Raw genomic sequence first — 19,604 nt, forward strand, 5'->3', positions numbered from 1 at the left:
CGCGATCGCTGCGCACAGTCCTGCGCGACGGCCCCTTGGTAATTCATGAAGCGAAGGAAGAGCCCAGGGCCCGCCCTCCGCGATCCGGAAAACCGGCGATTGTAATCAAGGAATCGATGCTTTCCGACGCACCCCCGCCCGTCCCGGGCGGGGGAAACCCCTGCGAGGTCGGCGCGGGGTCAGTGCGCGATCAATGCGTGGACGGCGCGATGCCGGCGTCCTTGTCCCGCTCGACGCGGAACCAGGCCGCGTACATCGCCGGCAGCGCCAGCAGCGTCAGCACGGTGGCCACGATCAGGCCGCCCATGATCGCCACCGCCATCGGGCCCCAGAACACGCTGCGAGACAACGGCACCATCGCCAGCACGGCGGCGGCCGCAGTCAGGGCGATCGGGCGCAGACGACGCACGGCGGACTCGACGATCGCCTGCGCCGGCGGCACGCCGCGGCTGCGGTCCTGCTCGATCTGGTCGATCAGGATGACCGAGTTCCGCTGGATCATGCCCATCAGCGCGATGACGCCCAGCAGCGCGACGAAGCCGAACGGCCGGTTCAGGATCAGCAGCGCCGCGGACACGCCGGCGATGCCGAGGAAGCCGGTCAGGAAGGCCAGCATGGCGCGCGAGAAGCTGTGCAGCTGCAGCATCAGCAGCGTGAAGGTGATGAACAGCATGATCGGCACGCCGGCCGCGATCGAACCGGTGCCCTTGCTGCTCTCCTCGACCGCGCCGGCGATCGAGATCGAGTAGCCCGGCGGCATCTCCTTCTGCATCGCGTCGAGCGCGGGCCAGAGCTGGTTCGTCACGGTCGCGCCCTGCAGGCCCTCGATGACATCGCCTTGCACGGTGATCGCGAACTGGCGGCTCTCGCGGTGCATCACGCCGGGCTCCCAGGTGAACTGGGGCTTGGCGACCTGCGTCAGCGGCACCGAGCGGCCGGAGGCCGTCGGCACGTAGGCGTTGGCGAGTTCGGACAGCGTGTCGCGCTCCTGCACCGGCTGGCGCAGGACGATGTCGATCAGCCGGTCGGCCTCGCGGTACTGCGCCACGGTCGTGCCCGTCACGAGGATGCGCGCCGCCTGCGCGATGCTCTGGCTGGTCACACCCAGCGCGCGCGCCTTGTCCTGGTCGACCTGCAGGCGCAGGACCTTGATGGCCTCGTTCCAGTTGTCGTTGACGCCGACCATGTTCGGATTGGCGCGCATCTGCTCCTTGGCGCGATCGGCGTAGACCCGCAGTTGCGCGGGATCGTCGCCGGCGATGCGGAACTGCACCGGGTACGGCACCGGCGGCCCGTTGGGCAGCAGTTTCACGCGGCCGCGCACCTCGGAGAACTCCTGGGCCAGGATCTGCGGCAGCTTGTGGCGCAAGGTCTCGCGGTCGGCCAGCGACTTCGGCAGGATGATGGCCTGGCTGACGTTGGTGTTGGGCAGGATCTGGTCCAGCGGCAGGTAGAAGCGCGGCACACCCGAACCGACCCAGGTCGCGATGCTGCCCACCAGCGGCTCCTTGGCCATGCGGGCCTCGAAGCGCTTGGCGATGACGTTGCTCTCCTCGATGGTGGCGCCTTCGGGCAGCCACAGGTCGACGAGGATCTCCGGCCGGCTCGAGTCCGGGAAGAACTGCTGCTGCACCTTGCCCATGCCGGCCAGGCCGAGCACGAACACCAGGATCGTCAGGCCGATGGTCTTCCAGCGGTTGAACACGCACCACGCGACCCAGCGACGGAAGCGGTTGTAGAACGGGGTATCGAAGACCTCGTGCGCCTCGCCCTCGTGGCCGGCGCGGGTCTTCAGCAGCAGCGCGCCGAGGTACGGCACGAAGTACACCGACACGATCCACGAGATCACCAGCGCCGCCGCGGTCACCGCGAAGATGGCGTAGGTGTACTCGCCGACGGTGGACTTCGCCAGGCCGATCGGCAGGAAGCCGACCGCGGTGATCAGCGTGCCGGTCAGCATCGGCTTGGCGGTGGCGTCGTAGGCGTACGTCGCCGCGTGCATCTTGTCGTAGCCCTCCTCGAGCTTGCGCACCATCATCTCGACGGCAATGATGGCGTCGTCGACGAGCAGGCCGAGCGCGATGATCAGCGACCCCAGCGAGATCTTGTGCAGTCCCACGCCGGCGTAGAGCATCACCACGAAGGTGATCGCCAGCACCAGCGGGATCGTGATGCCCACGACCAGACCCGGCCACACGTCGATGCGCAGCGGCTTGGTGTGCAGGCCCAGCGCGATGAAGCTCACCCCCAGCACGACGATGACGGCCTCGATCAGCACGTGCACGAACTCGCCCACGGAGCTCTTCACGGCGCTCGGCTGGTCCTGGATCTGTTGCAGCGTGATGCCGGCGGGCAGTTGCTGCTGGAGCCGCTTGACGCTGGCCTGCAGCGCCTTGCCCAGCGCGATGATGTCGCCGCCTTTGCCCATCGACACACCCAGCGCGACGACCTGCTTGCCGTTGAAGCGGACCATCGTCGTCGCCGGATCGACGTAGCCGCGGCGGACCTTGGCGATGTCGCCCAGGCGGATGCTGCTGGCCACGCCGGTCTGCGCATTGGTGCCGCGAATCGGGAATTCGCTCAGCGCCTGGACCGAGTTGAGCTGGCCCTCGATGCGGATCTGCACGTTGGCACTGCCGGCGTTCATCGTGCCGGCGCTCTCGACCGCGTTCTGCGCGTTGAGCTGCGACACCACCTGGTTGAAGTCCAGGCCCAGTTCGGCCAGCCGCTTCTGCGAGATCTCGATGAACAGCTTCTCCGCCTGGACACCGAACAGATCCACCTTGGCCACGTCCTGCACGCGCAGCAGTTCGGAGCGGACCGCCTCGGCCTGCTGGCGCAGTTCCTCGATCGAGAAACCGCCGTCGGACGACAGCGCGAAGATCGAGCCGTAGACGTCGCCGAATTCATCGTTGAAGAACGGTCCCAGCACGCCCTGCGGCAGCGTGGCCCGCAGGTCGCCGATCTTCTTGCGGACCGTGTACCAGAGCTGCGGCACCTCGGTCGGCGCGGTGTTGTCCTTCACCTGGAAGATGGTGAGGGACTCCCCCGGCTTGGTGTAGCTGCGGATCTTGTCGGCATGCGGCACCTCCTGCAGGGTGCGTTCGATCTTGTCGGTGACCTGTTCGGCCATCTGCTGAGGCGTCGCGCCGGGCCAGTAGGCCTGCACGACCATCGCGCGGAAAGTGAACGGTGGGTCTTCGTCCTGGCCCAACTGGAAGTAGGCGGCGAAGCCCAGCACCATCAGCACCACCATCAGGTAGCGCGTCAGCGGGGCATGCTCCAGCGCCCAGCGCGAGAGATTGAAACCGGCGCGGCTCGGGTTGCTCATTCAGGGCTCCCGAGAATCAGCGCGAGGCGGTCGCCGAGGCGGGCGCGGGCGCGGGTGCCGCGCCCTCGATCGGCGTACCCGGCGGGACGAAGCGCTTGACCTTCTGCCCCGGCGTCAGCACATGGCCGCCGGCGGTCACGACCTCCATGCCGGGCGACAGGCCCTGCACGACCAGCTCGTTGCCTTCGGCGCCGACGACGGTCACCGCCTGCGGGCGCACCGCCATGGTCTTCGGGTCGAGCAGCAGCACGGAACTCTTGCCCTGCACTTCCATCACGGCGCTCAGCGGAAGCTTGATCGCGTTGTCCGACGGCGCGCCGGTCAGCACGACCGTCGCGGTCTGACCGAGGTGCACGTTCTGGCTGTTCAGCTCGGCCTTCACCAGGAAGGTCCGCGTCACCGGATCGGCGGCGGCAGCCAGTTCACGCAGCTTGATCGGCTGCGCGTCGGCCTTGGTATCGGTCCAGAGGCGGACCTTCAGGCCGTCCGGACGCGCCGCGGCGGCGCGCACCAGCGCGACCTGGTCTTCGGAGACGGAGAACACGATGTCCCGCGGCCCGTCGTTGGCCACGCGCACGACCGGCGTGCCGGCGGCCACGACCATGCCGGGCTCCGCGTCGACGCCGGTGACGACACCGGCCGCATCGGCGATCAGGCTCGAGTACTGCGCCTGGTTGCGCTGCACGTCGGACTGGGCACGGGCCGATTCGAACTGCGCCTGCGCGGCCTTGAAGGCGGCGTCGCGGCGATCCAGTTCGGCGGCACTGATGAAGCCCTGCTTGTGGAGGTCGATGTAGCGCTTGTAGTCCGCGCCCAGCTGGTCGCGGTTGACGCGCGCCGCCAGCACGTTGGACTTGGCGGCTTCTTGCGCCAGCACCAGGTCCGAGCTGTCGATCCGCGCCAGCACCTGCCCGGGCTTGACCACCGATCCCAGGTCCACCTTGCGCTCGAGGATCTTGCCGGCGACGCGGAAGGACAGCCGGGATTCGACCCGGGCCCGCACTTCAGCCGCGAACTCGCGTTGGAGACCGGCCGATTGCGGCGTCAGCACCAGCGTGCGCACATAGCGTTCCGGCTCCGGCGGCGGGGCCTGCTTGCCGCAGGCCGCCAACACGGCCATGGCCGCCAGGGCGACGGCAGCCGCCAACCACTTCGAGACGCGCCCCCAGGATCCGGCGAAGGCGGATTCGGACACGGCGCCGGACGTTCCGGCGGGCAGGGACACAAGAGACCGTTGGGGCATGAACACCTCGACAAAGCCACGACGCCCGACTTCGGGCATCGGAGTAACTGACTGACTGGTCAGTAATGTATTCAGCGTGTCCGAACGTGTCAAACCGACGGCGTACGGTTCACCGGGGTACTGCTCGTGGTCTGCGGAGATTGACGACCAGGGCGAACCGCGCGTGGTTCGGGACGTCAGGTTGACGCAAACGACATTGCCCGCTCAGCGGAGAATGCCGCCCGTGAGCATAGAGCACTACGAAAACTTTCCTGTCGCTTCCTGGCTGAGCCCGCCGGCCTTGCGTCCCGCGATCATGGCGATCTACCGGTTCGCCCGGACGGCCGACGATCTGGCCGATGAAGGCGATGCAATGCCCTCGCGGCGTCTGCGCGACCTGGCCGACTACCGCGCCGACCTGCGTGCCGTCGCCGCCGGCAAAGCGCCCTCGCCTCGCTGGGCGGCACGCGTGTTCGCGCCGCTGGGACGCGTCCTGATCCAGTACCGCCTGCCGGTGCCGCTGCTGGAGGATCTCCTCGATGCCTTCGAGCAGGACCTCGTGAAAACCGATTACGCGACCCGCGCCGAGCTGCTCGATTACTGCCGCCGCTCGGCCAACCCGGTCGGGCGCCTGCTGCTGCACCTGTACGGCATCGACGACGTCGGGTCGCTGCGGCGCTCCGATGCGATCTGCTCGGCGCTGCAACTGATCAACTTCTGGCAGGACTTCACCGTCGACGGTCCGCGCGGCCGGATCTATGCGCCACTGGAGGACCGCCGGCGTCACGGCGTCGAGGGACAGGACCTGCTGTCGCTGCGCGACAGCCCGGCCGCCCGTGCGCTGATCGCAGAACTCTGTGATTGGGCCCGCGACCTGATGGCCGAAGGTGCGCCGCTGGCCCGCCGGATTCCGGGCCGGGCCGGCTGGGAGCTGCGCTTGGTGGTACAAGGCGGCCTCCGCATCCTCGACAAGCTGGCATCGAACCGTTTCGACGCCTTGCTGCGACGGCCGACGATCGGTGCATCCGACGCGCCGCTCCTGCTGTGGCGCGCGATGACGATACCGGCAGACCGTACGAACACACGCCGCGAAGGGACGGCGCGATGAGCACCAAGACCGACAAGACCTCCGACACGACGACCGCCGGCGCCTCCACGCCGGAGCAGTACGTCCAGCAGAAGGCCGCCGCGAGCGGCTCGAGCTTCTATTACGCGTTCCTCTTCCTGCCGCCGCCGCGCCGCGCGGCGATCACCGCCTTCTACGCGTTCTGCCGCGAGGTCGACGATGTGGTCGATGAGGTGTCCGATCCTGGCGTCGCCGCGACCAAGCTGGCCTGGTGGCGCAAGGAAGCCATGAGCGCCTTCAACGGCCAGCCGTCGCATCCCGCGATGAAGGCGCTGATGCCGCACGTCAAGGACTACGACATCCGCGTCGAGCACCTGCTCGCGGTCATCGACGGCTGCCAGATGGACCTGGAGCAGACGCGCTACCTCGACTACCCCGGCCTGCAGCGCTATTGCCACCTGGTGGCGGGCGTGGTGGGCGAGGTGGCATCGGGCATCTTCGGCCGCACGGATCCCGGCACCATCGCCTACGCCCACAAGCTGGGCCAGGCGATGCAGCTCACCAACATCATTCGCGACGTCGGCGATGACGCGCGACGGGGTCGCATCTACCTGCCGGTGAGCGAGCTGCAGCAGTTCGACGTGAAGGCGCACGAGATCCTCAAGCGCGACGCGCCCTGGGGCTACAGCGATCGTTTCACGGCGCTGATGAAGTTCCAGGCGGACCGCGCGCACGCGCTGTACGACGAGGCGGTGGCGCTGCTGTCCGACACCGACCGCAAGGCGCAGAAGCCCGGGCTCATGATGGCCAACATCTACCGCACGCTGCTGCGCGAGATCGAGGCGGAGAACTTCCAGGTCCTGCACCAGCGCATCGCGCTGACGCCGCTGCGCAAGCTGTGGATCGCGATGAAGACGAACTGGCGCGGGCGCTGACGTGACGCGCTTGGCCGTCATCGGCGGCGGCTGGGCGGGGCTCGCCGCGGCTGTCGAAGCCGTCTCGCTGGGTGCCTCGGTCACGCTGTTCGAGATGGCGCCCACGCTCGGCGGGCGGGCGCGCAGCCTGGAAGGCATCGAGCCCGCGCTCGACAACGGGCAGCACATCCTGATCGGCGCCTACACGGACACGCTCGCGCTGATGCGACGCGTCGGCGGAGACCCGGACGCCGACCTGCTCCGCATGCCGCTGCGGCTGCGTTATCCCGATCGCGAGACACTTTGGCTCCCGCCAGGGCCGCCCACCCTCGCCTTCCTGCGCGGCGTGATGGGCTGCGCGGCGTGGTCGCTGCGAGACCGGCTGCGCTTCCTGTTGACAAGCAGCCTGTGGACGATGCGGGGCTTCCGCTGCGATCCGGCGCTGACGGTCGCCCAGCTCTGCGCCGGGCTCCCTCGGACCGTGCGTGACGACCTGATCGATCCGCTGTGCGTCGCCGCGCTGAACACACCGTCCAGCCAGGCCAGCGCGCAGGTCTTCCTGCGGGTGCTCAAGGACGCACTGTTCAGCGGCCCGGGGAGCGCGGACCTGCTGCTGCCCCGGCGCGGACTGGGCGCACTGCTCCCGACACCCGCGCGCGCATGGCTGCAGTCGCGCGGCGTGGCGATCCGAACGCAGCGGGTCCAGCAACTCGACGCGGAGGGGCGCCGCTGGGCCGTCGACGGCGACGCCTTCGACGCGGTCATCGTGGCCTGCACGTCCGTCGAGGCGTCCCGGCTCACTCGCGATCTGGCGCCGCACTGGAGCGCAGCCGCCGGGGCGTTCGAATTCCAACCCATCGTCACCATCTACCTGGAGAGCATGGGGTCGGCGCTGCCGGCGCCGATGGTCGCGCTGCGCGAATCGGCGACAGAGCCTGCCCAGTTCGCCTTTGATCTGGGCCAGCTCGGTCAGCAACCGGGGCTGTTCAGCCTGGTCGTCAGCGGCGCCGCGCCGTGGGTCGCCCAAGGCTTGGATGCCACCGGCGCCGCGGCACTGACGCAGGCCCGGGAACTTTTCCGATGGGCGACGCCACCGCGGATCGTTCGCGTGCTCAGCGAGAAGCGAGCGACCTTCGCCTGCACACCGGGCCTGACCCGCCCCGACCCAACGATCGCTCCCGGGGTCTGGGCTGCCGGCGACTATCTGGCCGGGCCGTACCCCGCGACACTCGAAGGCGCCGTGCGCAGCGGGCTGTTCGCGGCGCGTTCCGCAATGCGGCAATCCGTCGGCGACACCTCGTCCTGACGCACGTCACTGCCCGGTCCGCGCACCGCTGATGGGCAAAAACGACGGATTGCGCCCTCTGGATGCCCCTCTCGGTTTCGCCATGCAAAACCGGGGAGAAATCCTTCACAATCGTCCGCCATGAAGTCCAAGGAGTTGCAGACCCCCGCCATCCAGGTCCTCGAGCGCACTTTCGCGCTGCTGGACGTTCTGGCCCAGCATCAGGACCCCGTGTCGCTGAAGTTGATCAGCGAGACGACGGGCCTGCACCCGTCGACCGCGCACCGCATCCTGAACGACCTGACCTTGGGACGTTTCGTGGACCGGCCTGAAGCCGGCAGCTACCGGCTGGGCATGCGACTGCTGGAGCTGGGCAACCTGGTGAAGGCGCGGCTGGACGTCCGCGAAGCCGCGATCGGCCCGATGCGGGAACTCCACAAGCTGACCCACCAGCCCGTCAACCTGTCGGTGCGGCAGGGGGATGAGATCGTCTACATCGAGCGGACCTATTCCGAACGCAGCGGCATGCAAGTCGTGCGCGCGGTGGGCGGCCGGGCGCCGCTCCACCTGACGTCGGTGGGCAAACTCTTCCTGGCGAGCGACGATCCCCAGCGTGTGCGCGCGTATGCCACGCGCACCGGCCTCTCCGGCCATACACGCAACAGCCTGACCGAGATCACCCTGCTAGAGCGTGAAATGGCACTGGTACGCCAGCGCGGCGTCGCGCGCGACGATGAAGAACTCGAACTCGGCGTTCGCTGCATGGCCGCAGGCATCTACGACGACCAGGGCAAGCTGGTGGCCGGCCTGTCGATTTCGGCACCCGCGGACCGGCTGGAGGAAGGCTGGTTGCCCCGACTGAAAGAGACGGCGACGCGGATCTCGGCCTCGCTCGGCTTCCGGGGCTGAGTTGGCGGAGCTCGGCCAGCCCGGCAGCCGGCGTTGACAGTGCGGACCAGACACGACGCGCAGGCAATGTCGAGTCGGAAATGACGAAGCGGGCGCAAGGCCCGCTTCTTTCATTGCGAGACCGGCTGTCTACTTGGCCGAGAGCACCGGAGTGAGTGCCGTCGCGCTGACAGCGGCCGGCGTTGCCACGGCTGCCAGCGGCGACGCGGCTCCCGTCAGCCACTTGCGCACACGCTCGGCGTCGCCGATGCGTGAGTACTTCCCGGCGGAATCCAGGAACACCATGATCAGCTTGCGGCCGGCGAGCTGGGCCTGCATCACCAGGCATTGGCCAGCCTCGTTGATGAAGCCGGTCTTCTGCAGGCCGATGTCCCAGTCGCCCTTGCGGACCAGTCCGTTCGTCGTGCCAAAACGCACCTGCTTGCGACCCAGCGCGACGGTGTACTCGGACGAGGTCGACAGCTCGCGGATCAACGGGAACGCATGCGCCACCTTGACCAGCTTGGCAAGATCGGCAGCGCTCGACTGGTTGCGGCTGGACAGGCCGGTCGGCTCGACGTAATGCGTGTCCATCATGCCCAGCATGTGGGCCTTGGCGTTCATCGCCGCGACGAAGGTCTCCAGGCCGCCCGGGTAGCTGCGTCCGAGCGCATGCGCCGCGCGGTTCTCCGAGGACATCAGCGCCAGATGGAGCAGTTCACCGCGCGTCAGCGTCGTGCCGACGGTCAGGCGGGAGCCGGTGAACTTCTCGGTGTCCTTGTCCTCGTCGGTGATCTCGATCTTGTCGTCGAGCGATTGGTTCGCCTCGACGACCAGCAGCGCGGTCATCAGCTTGGTGATCGACGCGATCGGCAGCACCGCCGACGGGTTCTTCGAGAACAGGACCTCGTTGGTGTCCTGGTCGACGACGTAGGCGACGCTGGATTTCAGGTCGAGGGGATCTTCGGTGTCGTGCAGGCCGTACATCGTCCCGAATGACGGTTTGGACGGGACGACTTCCCGGATCGGGGCTGCCGCGCGGGCAGCCACCTTGCGTGGAGAGCGGGGGGCCGGCTTGGCCTGCCGCACGCTCTTCACCTTGGCTTTGGAGGACGACGAGGTGGCCGCCTGCGCCGATTGGATCGGCGCGAGACTGGCGGTCAAGCCCGTCAGCAACATGACGCCGCTGAGCGCGGCACCAGACAGCAATGTCGCAATGGTCTTCAATCCAGTCCCCAGGTCAGTGGGCGCGAGTGTAGGGGATCGCTGAAAGACCGGCAAGATCAATGACTTAACGCAGGCTCTTAAAGTACCTGAATCCGTGCCATCCGACGCGCCCAAGGGCTCCGCGTGCGCTGTCCTGTCAACCTTGGGCGGCGACCCGCTCCATCTTGCTCTGCAATTTGTTGAGAGCGCTCAAATATGCTTTGGCCGAGGCGACCACGATATCGGGATCTGCCCCCACGCCGTTCACCACGCGCCCCGCATGTTGCAGGCGCACCGTGACTTCGCCTTGCGATTCTGTGCTGCCGCTGGTGATTGCGCTGACCGAATACAGCAGCATTTCCGCCCCACTTTGGACCTTGCTCTCGATCGCCTTGAGCACCGCGTCCACCGGGCCGTTGCCGTCGCTCTCGGTGCGGTGTTCGATCTCGCCCTCGGCGAAGACCACCTGCGCCTGCGGCCGCTCACCGGTCTCGGAGCGCTGCGCCAGCGCCACCAGCCGGTAATGTTCCTGGAGTTGGGAGACCGACTCGTCCATCACCAGCGCGATGATGTCCTCGTCGAAGATCTCGGACTTGCGGTCGGCCAGGTCCTTGAACCGGACGAAGGCGGCGTTGATCTCGGCCTCCGACTCCAGCACCACGCCCAGTTCCTGCAACCGCTGCTTGAACGCATTGCGGCCGGACAGCTTGCCCAACACGATCTTGTTGGCGCTCCAGCCGACGTCCTCGGCGCGCATGATCTCGTAGGTATCGCGGGCCTTCAGCACGCCGTCCTGATGGATGCCCGACGCATGTGCGAAGGCATTGGCGCCGACCACCGCCTTGTTCGGCTGGATCACAAAACCGGTGGTCTGCGAGACCAGCCTCGACGCCGGGACGATCTGCGACGGATCCACCCGAACGTCCAGGCCGAAGTAGTCGCGACGGGTCTTCACCGCCATCACGACCTCTTCCAGCGAGCAATTGCCGGCGCGCTCGCCCAGGCCGTTGATGGTGCACTCCACCTGGCGCGCTCCGCCGATCTTCACGCCGGCCAGCGAGTTCGCCACCGCCATGCCCAGGTCGTTGTGACAGTGGACGCTCCAGATCGCCTGGTCGGAGTTCGGCACGCGCTCGCGCAGCGTCTTGATGAACTGGCCGTAAAGCTCCGGGATCGCGTAGCCGACCGTATCGGGGATGTTGATCGTGCGAGCACCCTCGCGGATCACCGCCTCGACGACGCGGGCGAGGAATTCCGGATCGGAGCGGTAGCCGTCCTCCGGCGAGAACTCGATGTCGTCGGTCAGGTTGCGGCCGAAGCGCACGGCCTGGATCGCCTGCTCCAGCACCTGCTCGCGGGTCATGCGCAGCTTCTTCTCCATGTGGAGCTCGCTGGTCGCGATGAAGGTGTGGATGCGGGCGCGCGCCGCCCCCTTGAGCGCCTCGGCGGCGCGGGCGATGTCGCGGTCGTTCGCGCGGGCCAGCGAGCAGACCGTGCTGTCGCGGATCGCGTCGGCGATCGCCTTCACCGCCTCGAAATCGCCCTGGCTCGCCGCCGCGAAGCCGGCCTCGATCACATCCACCTTCAGCCGCTCCAGCTGCCGCGCGATACGCAGCTTCTCGTCCTTGGTCATGGACGCGCCGGGCGATTGCTCACCGTCGCGCAGCGTGGTGTCGAAGATGATCAGGTGGTCGGACATGTCGGGGCTTCCTTGCGGTGGCGGGCCGCGGGCCGGAGCGGCCCGATCAGCGAGTTTAGGCGGCGGCACGAGTGAGACGTCTTCATGAGACGTCCGAGGGCGGCGCCGGGGCCGCCCCGGTCCCTCACACGGCGACGCGGTCGGCGAGCTTGAGCACGCCGCGTTGCGACGCACGACGCAGGCCGGAGACGATCGCCTTCAGCGAGGCCGACGCGATGTTGCCGTCCATGCCGACACCGAACAGCGTCGCGTCGCCCACGCGCAGCTCCAGGTAGGCCACCGCCTGCGCGTCGGCGCCACTACCCATCGCGTGCTCGTGGTAGTCGAGCACCCGCACCTGCGTCTTCAGCAGCTTGTTCAGGCCCTCGACGAAGGCGTCGATCGGTCCCTTGCCCTGGCCGTCGATCTTGACCATACGGACGCACAGGTCCGCCTGCGCCTGCACGCGAGTCTGGCCATCCTCGGCGGTATCGATCTGCGGGTGCAGCGACGGCGCCTGCTTCACGCCGTACTCGCGGTCGAAGATCCGCCACAGGTCGGCCGCGCCGAGTTCCTTGCCGTTCGTGTCCATCACGCCCTGGACGATCTGGCTGAACTCGATCTGCAGGCGACGCGGCAGCTCGATGCCGTACTCGGCCTCGAGCAGGTACGAGATGCCGCCCTTGCCCGACTGGCTGTTGACGCGGATCACCGCCTCGTAGCTGCGGCCCAGGTCCTTCGGGTCGACTGGCAGATAGGGGATCTCCCAGATGTCGCCCTCCTTGCGGGCGGCGAAAGCCTTCTTGATCGCATCCTGGTGCGAACCCGAGAACGAGGTGTAGACCAGTTCCCCGACGTACGGATGACGCGGATGCACCGGCAGCTGGTTGCAGTGCTCGACGCAGCGGCGGATCTCGTCGATATCGGAGAAGTCCAGCTCCGGATGCACCCCTTGCGTGTACAGGTTGAGCGCGACGTTCACCAGATCCAGGTTGCCGGTGCGCTCACCGTTGCCGAAGAGGCAGCCTTCGAGGCGATCCGCGCCGGCCATGATCGAGAGTTCGGCGGCGGCCGTGCCGGTGCCGCGGTCGTTGTGCGGGTGGACCGACAGCACGATGCAGTCGCGTCGTTGGACGTTGCGGCCCATCCACTCGATCATGTCGGCGAACAGGTTCGGCGTGGAGTGCTCGACCGTCGATGGCAGGTTGATGATGATCTTGCGTTCCGGGGTCGCGCCCCAGGCCTCGGTCACCGCGTCCACGACGCGCTTGGAGAAGCTCAGTTCGGCGCTGGAGAACATCTCCGGCGAATACTCGAAGCGGAAATCCGTCTCCGGCTGCTTCTCGGCGAAATCACGGATCATCCGCGTGTGGGTGACGGCCAGGTCGACGATCTCGTCCTCGCTCATGCCGAGCACGACGCGACGCATGACCGGAGCAACCGCGTTGTACAGATGGACGACCGCGCGCTTGGCACCGACCAGCGATTCGAAGGTGCGCTCGATCAGCGGCTGACGCGCCTGCGTCAAGACCTGGATCGTCACGTCGTCCGGAATGTGGCCCTGCTCGATCAGCAGCCGCACGAAGTCGAAGTCGGTCTGCGACGCCGAAGGGAAGCCGACCTCGATCTCCTTGAAGCCGATCTTCACCAGCATCTGGAACATGCGCAGCTTGCGCTCCGGATCCATCGGCTCGATCAGCGCCTGGTTGCCGTCGCGCAGGTCGGTGCTCAGCCACAGCGGCGCCTTCGTGATCTGCACGTCGGGCCAGCGGCGGTCCGGAAGGGCGATGGGGGCGAAGGCGCGGTACTTGGTCTGCGGTTGCTTGAGCATGAGAGCGTTCCTGTGGGTTCAGGGGCGCAACTCGCAGACTCTCCAGAAACAGGAACGGCCCGTTGCGAGTTGCATTCGGGCCGTTGATCTGGGATGAGCGTCTGGATGGACGGACGTGCGCGATCTAGCGAACCCGAAGGTCACCTAGTAGTAGCAGCGCAATTCGGGCCGGGGACGTCATAGCTGTTGAATATAGAGGCGCGGCCTATGCAGCGTCAACGTCAGTGGGCGAATGACCGAGCCGCAAGCATTCGCTATCGGTGAAGGCCCGCTTCATCAGGCTCATCGGTCGACATCGCGATGACGCTCGCCGGTTTGCCCTTGGCGCGCCGGACCGCATAGACGACATAGCCAGAGATGCCGTACGCGCAGAAGACGCCGAACAGCACGCGCGGCGGGTCGATGTTGATCGCCGCGATGGCCAGCATGATCACGACCAGCACGATGAAGGGCACCGAACGCTTGAAGGTGATGTCCTTGAAGCTGTAGAACGGCGCGTTGGTCACCATCGTCAGGCCGGCGTAGAGCGTGAAACCGAAGGCCAGCCACGCCAGCGTCGGATCCCGGTGGATGTCCTTGTAGCCAGAGCTGTCGAGCGCCCAGATCAGACTCATCACCAGCGCGGCCGCGGCCGGGCTGGGCACGCCCTGGAAGAAGCGCCGGTCCACGACCGCGATGTTGGTGTTGAAGCGCGCCAGACGCAGCGCCGCACCGGCGATGTAGACGAAGGCCGCGAACCAGCCCCACTTGCCCAGGCCCTGCAGCGCCCAGGAATACATGATCAGCGCCGGCGCCGCGCCGAAGGAGACCATGTCGGACAGCGAGTCCATCTGCTCGCCGAAGGTGCTCTGCGTGTTGGTCATGCGGGCGACGCGACCATCCAGGCTGTCGAGCACCATCGCGGCGAAGATGCCGTAGACGGACTGCTCGAAGCGGCCGCCGATGCCCATCACGATCGCGTAGAAGCCGCTGAACAGCGCCGCCAGCGTGAAGAGGTTGGGCAGCAGGTAGATGCCCTTGTGGCGCGGGCGCTGCGGGGCGTCGATGCTGTCCGCCTCGTCCTCGTCGAGCAGGTCCACGTTCTTGTTTTCGGTCGAATTCATGGGGCCGGAGGATAACCCAGCGCATCAACGGAAAAGGCCGCGCGGTGCGACCCGCGCGGCCTTCTGGACTGATCTGACGCGATCTGCGTGGATCAGTTCTTGGACTTGTCGACCAGCTTGTTGGCCTTGATCCACGGCATCATCGCGCGCAGTTGCTCGCCGACCTGCTCGATCGGGTGCTCGGCGGTCAGGCGGCGGCGGCTGATCAGCGTCGGGGCGCCGGCCTTGTTCTCCAGGATGAAGGACTTGGCGTACTCGCCGGTCTGGATGTCCTTCAGGCACTGGCGCATCGCGTCCTTGGTCGCCGAGGTCACCACGCGCGGGCCGGTCACGTACTCGCCGTACTCCGCGTTGTTGGAGATCGAATAGTTCATGTTGGCGATGCCGCCTTCATAGATCAGGTCGACGATCAGCTTCAGTTCGTGCAGGCACTCGAAGTAGGCCATTTCCGGCGCGTAACCGGCTTCGGTCAGCGTCTCGAAGCCCGCCTTGATCAGCTCGACGGCGCCGCCGCACAGCACGGCCTGTTCGCCGAACAGGTCGGTCTCGGTCTCCTCGCGGAACGAGGTCTGGATGATGCCGGCCTTGCCGCCACCGTTCGCGGCCGCGTAGCTCAGGGCCAGGTCACGCGCCTTGCCGGTCTTGTCGGCGTAGACGGCGATCAGGTGCGGCACGCCGCCGCCCTGCTTGTAGGTGTTGCGCACCGTGTGGCCCGGGGCCTTCGGGGCGACCATCCACACGTCCAGGTCCTCGCGCGGCTGCACCTGGCCGTAGTGGACGTTGAAGCCGTGAGCGAAGGCCAGCGACGCGCCCTGCTTGATGTTGGGCTCGACTTCCTTCTTGTAGACGTCGGCGATCTGCTCGTCGGGCAGCAGGATCATGACCACGTCGGCAGCCTTCACCGCGTCGGCGATCTCGGCGACCTTCAGGCCCGCGCCTTCGGCCTTGGCCCAGGACGCGCCGCCGCGGCGCAGACCCACGGTGACCTTCACGCCGCTCTCGTTCAGGTTCTGGGCATGGGCGTGGCCTTGTGAGCCATAGCCGATGATGGTGACGTTCTTGCCCTTGATCAGGCTGAGGTCGGCGTCCTTGTCGTAATACACGTTCATGGTGGTCTCTCCGGGGAAAACAGGTCAGGGGGTTGTTCAGTGAAGGATGCGCTCAGACGCGCAGGATGCGTTCGCCGCGGCCGATGCCGCTGGTGCCGGTACGCACCGTCTCGAGGATCGCGCTGCGGTCGATCGCATCGATGAAGGCGTCGAGCTTGCTGGCGTCGCCGGTCAGCTCGATCGTGTAGGTCTTCTCGGTGACGTCGATGACGTGGCCGCGGAAGATGTCGGCGGTGCGCTTGAGTTCCTCGCGCTCCTTGCCGACGGCGCGCACCTTGATCAGCATGAGCTCGCGCTCGATGTAGCGGCCCTCGGTCAGGTCGACGACCTTGACGACCTCGATCAGCCGGTTCAGGTGCTTGGTGATCTGCTCGATCACGTCATCGCTGCCGCTGGTGACGATGGTCATCCGCGACAGCGACGGGTCTTCCGTCGGCGCCACGGTCAGGCTCTCGATGTTGTAGCCCCGGGCGGAGAACAGCGCGACGACGCGCGACAGCGCACCCGGCTCGTTCTCGATGAGCAAAGCAATGATGTGTTTCATGAAGTCTCGTCCTTCGCGCTCTTCAGACCGCCGGCGGTAACCGGTCGGCCCTTGGCCACGCTCTTCGATCTAGGAAATCAGGTCGGTTCACCCTGAGCGATTCGGACCGTCCGCCGCCGGTCGCGACGCGCGCGGTAACGCGCGTCTCGCCGGACGGCTTCGGGCCGTCACCGGTCTCAGAGGTCCTCGGACCCCAGCAGCATCTCGGAGATGCCCTTGCCCGCCTGGACCATCGGCCAGACGTTCTCGGTCGGATCGGTGCGCACGTCGATGAAGACAGTGCGGTCCTTCAACCGCATCGCTTCCCGCAGCGCAGGCTCCACGTCCGAGGGCTTCTCCACCAGCAGGCCCACGTGTCCGTAGGCCTCGGCCAGCTTGACGAAGTCCGGCAGCGCATCCATGTAGCTGTGCGAGTAACGCTTGCCGTAGTCGAGCTCCTGCCACTGCCGCACCATGCCGAGGTAGCGGTTGTTCAGCGAGACCACCTTCACAGGCGTCTTGTACTGCTGGCAGGTGGACAACTCCTGGATGTTCATCTGGATGCTGCCCTCGCCGGTGATGCAGAACACATCCGACTCGGGCTTCGCGAGCTTGATGCCCATCGCGTATGGCAGGCCCACGCCCATCGTGCCCAGGCCACCGGAATTGATCCAGCGACGCGGCTCGTTGAAGCGCAGGAACTGGGCGGCCCACATCTGGTGCTGGCCGACGTCCGACGTGAAGTAGGCATCGCGGTCGCGGGTCAGGTTCCACAGCGTCTCGAGGACGTACTGCGGCTTGATGACCTCGTTGGACTGCTTGTAGGCCAGGCAGTCGCGCTTGCGCCAGTCGTTGATCTGGCTCCACCAGGCGTTGATCGAGTCGGCGTCAGGTCTTGCCTGCGCTTCCTTGATCTGCGCAATCAGTTCCTGCAGCACGTCCTTGACGTCGCCGACGATCGGGATGTCCACGCGCACGCGCTTGGAGATCGACGACGGATCGATGTCGATGTGGATGATCTTGCGATCGACCGACGAGAAGTGCTTCGGGTTGCCGATCACGCGGTCGTCGAAGCGCGCGCCGACGGCCAGCAGCACGTCGCAGTGCTGCATCGTCATGTTCGCCTCGTAGGTCCCGTGCATGCCCAGCATGCCGAGGAAGCGTGGATCGCTGCCAGGCATCGCGCCCAGGCCCATCAGCGTGTTCGTGCAGGGATAGCCCAGCAGGTCCACGAGTTGGCGCAACTCCGCCGTGGCTTCGCCCAGGATCACGCCGCCGCCGGTGTAGATGTAGGGTCGCTTGGCGCCCATCAGCAGTTGGACCGCCTTGCGGATCTGCCCGCTGTGGCCCTTCTTCACCGGGTTGTAGGAGCGCATCTCGACACGCTCCGGGTAGTGGAACGCGGTGCGATTGAGCGAGACGTCCTTCGGGATGTCCACCACGACCGGACCGGGACGGCCCGTGCGCGCGATGTGGAAGGCCTTCTTCAGCGTCGTCGCGAGGTCGCGCACGTCCTTGACCAGGAAGTTGTGCTTCACGATCGGGCGTGTGATGCCGACGGTGTCGCATTCCTGGAAGGCGTCGAGGCCGATCGCGGGCGTCGGGACCTGACCGGTGATGACCACCATCGGGATCGAGTCCATGTACGCCGTCGCGATGCCGGTGATCGCGTTCGTGACGCCGGGACCCGAGGTCACCAGCGCAACGCCGACTTCGCCGGTCGCCCGGGCATAGCCGTCGGCGGCATGCACGGCAGCCTGCTCATGACGTACCAGCACGTGCTGGATGGCGTCCTGCTTGTAGAGCGCGTCGTAGATGTAGAGGACGGCACCGCCTGGATAGCCCCAGAGGAACTTCACGCCTTCGGCCTGAAGACTCTGAACCAGGATTTCGGAGCCATTCAGTTCCTGACCGGAACTGACGGAATGGGGGTGCGGTTGTGAGCGAGCTTCCGTGATCGCTGCACGTTTGATGTCCGCGGCAGACATGTCCATATGTCGAACCTCTGAGTTTTTTCTCTGACGAAAAACCATCGGTGCTTCTCCTCGCGCTCTTGTGAAGCGGACTTGAAACGTCGCGTCAAAAACAGGGGCGCCCCGGTTGGGCGGCCTACTTGAGACAGAAAATGCGGTGTGCGAGCCGCCGATTATGCATGCAAACCCGCACATGTCTGGATTCGATCGCAGTCTGTAGCGCTGATGCGATAATCCGCGCCGTTTTGCCCGCTCGACCGCCCTAGACCCGCCCTCCGACGGCGCCAGCCCTTTGGCCACAGACAAAGAACTCAACGACTTTCTCAAGACCGCCGATCGACGCGCCTTCAAGCGCACGGTCTACATGGTTCGAGACGAGGACGCCGCGCTGGACATCGTCCAGGACGCCATGATCCGGTTGGCCGAGAAGTATTTCGACCGCCCGGCGGCGGAGCTGCCCCTGCTGTTCCAGCGCATCCTGTCCAACGCCACGATGGACTGGTTCCGGCGGCAGAAGGTGCGCAACGCGCTGTTCAGCAACCTGTCGGACTTCGAAGGCGCCGATCCCGGCGACGACTTCGACCTGCTGGAATCGCTGGAGACGCGGGAAGGATCGATGGGCGCGCTGTCGGCCGCGGACGAGGTCTCGCGCGTTCAGGTACTGGCCGCGATCGAACAGGAAGTTGCAGCGTTGCCGGCACGTCAACGGGAAGCCTTCCTCCTGCGTTACTGGGAGGAACTCGACGTCGCCGAAACGGCAGCGGTCATGGGTTGCTCGGAGGGCAGCGTGAAGACACACTGCTCCCGCGCTGTGCATGCGCTGGCCAAAACGCTGAAAGCCAAGGGAATCTCGCTATGAAGAAGAACACGTCAGGAACGCCGCTGCCGCTCGAGGCGGACGCGCGCGTGACCCGTTTCGGACTCCGGGTGGCCGCGGGCCTCACCGAGCACAGCGAGACCTTGTCCGGCGACATCCAGGAACGACTGCGCTTCGCGCGTGAGCAGGCGCTCGCCAAGGCGATGGCGGCGCGTGCCGCGGCCCCTGCGCAGACCGCCTCCGACATCCGCCAGGTGGGCGGCGGCACGCTGGCCCTGGGCGGCGGCGAGAAGACCCCGCGCTGGAGAAAGGCCGCGACGCTACTGCCGCTGGCGCTGCTGCTGGGTGGCCTGCTGCTGATCCAGCACAGCCAGTGGTACGAGCAGATCCGCAGCGCGGCCGAACTCGACACCGAGATGCTCTCCAAACCGCTGCCGCCGGCGGCGTATAGCGATCCTGGCTTCCGCGAATACCTGAACGAGGATCAGACCGACCCCAGCAACCCGAACGGCGCCGCCGACGGTGAGAAGTCCGACGAAGCCAAATCGTCGCAATGAGGCGGTGCGTGGTCAGTTCCTTCCGTTTTCTCCCATTCGCGAGGGGTGATCTGAGCGTTTTCCCTGATCCTTCCACATCGCACCGACAGGCTCGCCGCCTG

At 66.7% G+C, this 19,604-nt stretch carries 15 protein-coding genes; 6 read left to right on the plus strand and 9 right to left on the minus strand.

What is annotated here, in order from left to right; all coding sequences use genetic code 11:
* Positions 1–190: 190 nt before the first annotated feature.
* Complete coding sequence (locus ACQ4L4_RS13880) at positions 191–3,331, minus strand: efflux RND transporter permease subunit (RefSeq protein ID WP_431104749.1); 3,141 nt, start codon at positions 3,329–3,331, stop codon at positions 191–193.
* Between the two features lie 16 nt (positions 3,332–3,347).
* Positions 3,348–4,574 carry an efflux RND transporter periplasmic adaptor subunit gene (locus tag ACQ4L4_RS13885; RefSeq protein ID WP_431104750.1) on the minus strand — a complete coding sequence of 409 codons (1,227 nt, stop codon included), beginning with the start codon at positions 4,572–4,574 and terminating at the stop codon, positions 3,348–3,350.
* A 214-nt stretch (positions 4,575–4,788) separates the two neighbouring features.
* On the opposite strand from ACQ4L4_RS13885, the gene hpnC reads away from it, so the two are divergent.
* The 4 genes from hpnC (at position 4,789) to ACQ4L4_RS13905 (ending at position 8,727) form a co-directional block, all read left to right on the plus strand.
* Positions 4,789–5,661, plus strand: a complete 873-nt coding sequence (gene hpnC / locus ACQ4L4_RS13890) for a squalene synthase HpnC (RefSeq protein ID WP_431104751.1) — start codon at positions 4,789–4,791, stop codon at positions 5,659–5,661.
* Positions 5,658–6,554, plus strand: coding sequence for a presqualene diphosphate synthase HpnD (hpnD, locus tag ACQ4L4_RS13895; RefSeq protein WP_431104752.1), 897 nt, complete (start codon positions 5,658–5,660; stop codon positions 6,552–6,554). Before hpnC ends, hpnD begins: the two co-directional genes overlap by 4 nt.
* A 1-nt stretch (position 6,555) precedes the next feature.
* Positions 6,556–7,839 (plus strand): hydroxysqualene dehydroxylase HpnE, encoded by a 1,284-nt coding sequence (gene hpnE / locus ACQ4L4_RS13900; protein ID WP_431104753.1) that lies wholly within the window; start codon positions 6,556–6,558, stop codon positions 7,837–7,839.
* A 120-nt stretch (positions 7,840–7,959) separates the two neighbouring features.
* Positions 7,960–8,727, plus strand: coding sequence for an IclR family transcriptional regulator (locus ACQ4L4_RS13905; RefSeq protein WP_088403548.1), 768 nt, complete (start codon positions 7,960–7,962; stop codon positions 8,725–8,727).
* 129 nt (positions 8,728–8,856) lie between these two features.
* On the opposite strand, the gene pbpG is transcribed toward ACQ4L4_RS13905, so the two are convergent.
* The 7 genes from pbpG to ACQ4L4_RS13940 all read right to left on the minus strand — a co-directional run bounded on the left by pbpG (position 8,857) and on the right by ACQ4L4_RS13940 (position 18,150).
* A complete protein-coding gene (gene pbpG / locus ACQ4L4_RS13910) occupies positions 8,857–9,885 on the minus strand; it encodes a D-alanyl-D-alanine endopeptidase (protein WP_431104939.1) in 1,029 nt (342 codons plus the stop codon).
* A 184-nt stretch (positions 9,886–10,069) separates the two neighbouring features.
* On the minus strand, positions 10,070–11,611 hold the full coding sequence (locus ACQ4L4_RS13915; protein WP_431104754.1) for a 2-isopropylmalate synthase: 1,542 nt from the start codon (positions 11,609–11,611) through the stop codon (positions 10,070–10,072).
* Between the two features lie 124 nt (positions 11,612–11,735).
* Positions 11,736–13,421 carry a 2-isopropylmalate synthase gene (leuA, locus tag ACQ4L4_RS13920; protein ID WP_431104755.1) on the minus strand — a complete coding sequence of 562 codons (1,686 nt, stop codon included), beginning with the start codon at positions 13,419–13,421 and terminating at the stop codon, positions 11,736–11,738.
* A gap of 254 nt (positions 13,422–13,675) precedes the next feature.
* Entirely contained in the window at positions 13,676–14,524 is an 849-nt protein-coding gene (pssA, locus tag ACQ4L4_RS13925) for a CDP-diacylglycerol--serine O-phosphatidyltransferase (RefSeq protein WP_431104756.1), read from the minus strand.
* A 92-nt stretch (positions 14,525–14,616) separates the two neighbouring features.
* Positions 14,617–15,633: a ketol-acid reductoisomerase gene (gene ilvC, locus ACQ4L4_RS13930; protein ID WP_431104757.1), complete on the minus strand. Its 1,017-nt coding sequence runs from the start codon at positions 15,631–15,633 to the stop codon at positions 14,617–14,619.
* A gap of 52 nt (positions 15,634–15,685) precedes the next feature.
* Positions 15,686–16,177: an acetolactate synthase small subunit gene (gene ilvN, locus ACQ4L4_RS13935; RefSeq protein ID WP_431104758.1), complete on the minus strand. Its 492-nt coding sequence runs from the start codon at positions 16,175–16,177 to the stop codon at positions 15,686–15,688.
* Positions 16,178–16,353: 176 nt separating this feature from the next.
* Positions 16,354–18,150, minus strand: a complete 1,797-nt coding sequence (locus ACQ4L4_RS13940) for an acetolactate synthase 3 catalytic subunit (RefSeq protein ID WP_431104759.1) — start codon at positions 18,148–18,150, stop codon at positions 16,354–16,356.
* 271 nt (positions 18,151–18,421) lie between these two features.
* Here ACQ4L4_RS13940 and ACQ4L4_RS13945 point away from each other — a divergent pair, with 271 nt between their 5' ends.
* Together ACQ4L4_RS13945 and ACQ4L4_RS13950 are read left to right on the plus strand one after the other, a co-directional pair.
* Positions 18,422–18,988, plus strand: coding sequence for an RNA polymerase sigma factor (locus ACQ4L4_RS13945; protein ID WP_067275679.1), 567 nt, complete (start codon positions 18,422–18,424; stop codon positions 18,986–18,988).
* Positions 18,985–19,503 (plus strand): DUF3619 family protein, encoded by a 519-nt coding sequence (locus ACQ4L4_RS13950; protein ID WP_431104760.1) that lies wholly within the window; start codon positions 18,985–18,987, stop codon positions 19,501–19,503. The genes ACQ4L4_RS13945 and ACQ4L4_RS13950 overlap by 4 nt, the downstream gene beginning before the upstream one ends.
* Positions 19,504–19,604: the final 101 nt, after the last annotated feature.

The organism is Roseateles noduli, from assembly GCF_050626985.1.
Taxonomy (GTDB): domain Bacteria; phylum Pseudomonadota; class Gammaproteobacteria; order Burkholderiales; family Burkholderiaceae_C; genus Roseateles; species Roseateles noduli_A.